Raw genomic sequence first — 2,380 nt, 5'->3', positions numbered from 1 at the left:
TGACGGCGCTCAGCTGAAAGTCCCCAGACCTGCTCACTGAAAGTCCCCACCCGTGGAGCTCCGCCGAGACGGCGGGGGCTCCTCCGAGGATGGCGGTCTCTGACCACCGCACCACCTCGAAGGAGCCCTGCCTCTCATGCTCACACGGGAGGACGACATCGACGTGCACGCGCTACGTCGCCAGGGCTGGACGATCTCGGCGATCGCCCGGCATCTGGGTCGCGACCGCAAGACCATCCGCGCCTACCTGAACGGCCGCCAGGCCGGAGTTCGCGCCCCGGCCGCCGCGGACCTGTTCGATCCGTTCGTCGACTACTGCCGGGCCCGGCTGACCGAGGACCCGCACCTGTGGGCGATGACGTTGTTCGACGAGATCACCGCGCTGGGCTACGACCGGGCCTACTCCACGTTCACCCGCCAGCTACGGGCCCGGAACCTGCGGCCGGCGTGTGAGCCGTGCTCTCCGGCCAAGGGTCGGCCGGCGGCGGTGATCGACCACCCGGCCGGTGAGGAGACCCAGTGGGACTGGGTCGAACTCCCCGACCCACCCGCCGCCTGGGCCGCCGCCGGCTACGGAAGTAGGGCGTTCCTGCTGGTCGGAGCGTTGGCGCACTCCGGCCGGTGGCGCGGGGTGCTCTGCTCCTCGATGGAGCAGCCGCAGCTGATCGACGCTCTGCACCGGGTCGCCGCCGGCCTGGGTGGGTTGACCCGGGACTGGCGGTTCGACCGGATGGCGACGGTCTGCCATCCCGGCTCGGGGAAGGTGAGCACCTCGTTCGCCGCGGTCGCCAAGCACTACGGCGTCACCGTGGCGATCTGCCCACCGCGGCGGGGCAACCGCAAGGGCGTGGTGGAGAGGGCCAACCACACCGCCGCCCAACGCTGGTGGCGCACCCTGCCCGACGACGTCACGGTTGAGGCCGCGCAGGCCTCGCTGGACGAGTTCTGCGCGACCCGCAGCGACGCCCGGTTGCGCACCCTCTCCGGTCGACGGGGCAGCGTGCTCACCCACGCGGCGGCCGAGCGGCTCGCTCCGCTGCCGGCGCCGTTCCCGGCCGTGCTCACCGCAGAACGCAAGGTCTCCGCGCAGTCCCTGGTCGCCTACCGCGGCAACTTCTACTCCGTGCCGCCGGAGCTGACCGGCACCACGGTGACCGTGACCCACCGCCTCGGCGCCACCAGCATCGACATCACCACCGGTCAGACCATCGGCCGGCTGCCCACCGTGGTCGCCCGGCACCGGCTGGCCGCCGACGGAGCCGGGGCGATGATCCGCGACTCCGGCCACGTGACCGCGTTGGAGACCGCTGCGCTGGCCGCGTTCACCACCGCCGCTCCGCACCGGCGCAAACAGCGCATCCCACCCGGCCCGGCCGCCCAGGCCGCCGCCGACCACCTCCGCGAGAAGACCACCGCGACCGCCCCAGATCCCGGCCGGGTCGTGATCGACCTGGCCGCCTACGACCGCGCCGCCCGAGGAAGGAACACCCTCCGATGACCACCCCGACCGAGCCGAGCACTGCCGCGCAGGCCAGCGTCTACCAGCAGCTGCGCGGGCACCTGGCTACCTTGAAGCTGCACGCCGCAGCTGAGGCCCTGCCCGGGGTGCTCGACGCCGCCCGCGCCGAGAACCTCAGTCTGACCGCCGCCCTCGAGCGGCTGCTGGCACTGGAGGTCACCGACACCGAGGCACGGCGGCTGGCCGGGCGGCTCCGGTTCGCCTCCCTGCCCTCCCCGGCCTCACTCGAGGACTTCGACTACGAAGCCGCCCCCGGAGTGGACCGGGCGCTCATCCAGGAGTTGGCGACCTGCCGCTACCTGGAGACCGCCACGAACGTGCTGCTCATCGGCCCACCGGGAGTCGGCAAGACCCACCTCGCGGTCGGGCTGGCGAGAGCCTCCGCGCAGGCGGGCTACCGCACCTACTTCACTACCGCCGCCGACCTCGCCGCCCGCTGCCACCGCGCCGCCATCGAAGGCCGCTGGGCCACCACCATGCGCTTCTTCGCCGGACCCACCCTGCTCGTCATCGACGAGCTCGGCTACCTCCCACTGCCCGCCGAGGCCGCCTCGGCACTGTTCCAGGTCGTCTCCCAGCGATACGGCAAGACCTCCATCGTGCTCACCACCAACCGCGGAGTCGCCTCCTGGGGCGAAGTCCTCGGCGACACCACCGTCGCCGCCGCCATGCTCGACCGACTCCTCCACCGCTCCGTCGTGCTCAACCTCGACGGCGACAGCTACCGCCTGCGCGACCACCACGCCCGCACCGACACCCTCCGCCGCACCGCCACCGGCACCCGCCGACCGCTAACCTGACCCCGCACCCGGGTGGGGACTTTCGATGAGCACCCCTGGGGACATTCGGCGAGCGCCATCA

The 2,380-nt window shown here is 72.4% G+C and carries 2 protein-coding genes; both read left to right on the top strand.

Annotated elements, in window-relative coordinates; genetic code table 11:
- Nucleotides 1-136: 136 nt before the first annotated feature.
- Nucleotides 137-1,498 carry an IS21/IS408/IS1162 family transposase gene (locus ACGBYP_RS21180; RefSeq protein WP_411587394.1) on the top strand — a complete coding sequence of 454 codons (1,362 nt, stop codon included), beginning with the start codon at nucleotides 137-139 and terminating at the stop codon, nucleotides 1,496-1,498.
- Entirely contained in the window at nucleotides 1,495-2,319 is an 825-nt protein-coding gene (gene istB, locus ACGBYP_RS21175; RefSeq protein ID WP_411587392.1) for an IS21-like element helper ATPase IstB, read from the top strand. The genes ACGBYP_RS21180 and istB overlap by 4 nt, the downstream gene beginning before the upstream one ends.
- The last annotated feature ends 61 nt before the right edge of the window (nucleotides 2,320-2,380 follow it).

The sequence above is a fragment of the Modestobacter sp. SSW1-42 genome, assembly GCF_046635825.1.
Classification (GTDB): domain Bacteria; phylum Actinomycetota; class Actinomycetes; order Mycobacteriales; family Geodermatophilaceae; genus Modestobacter.
Note: the sequence above shows the minus strand (reverse complement) of the source record. Positions and strands in the feature narration are given on the sequence as shown.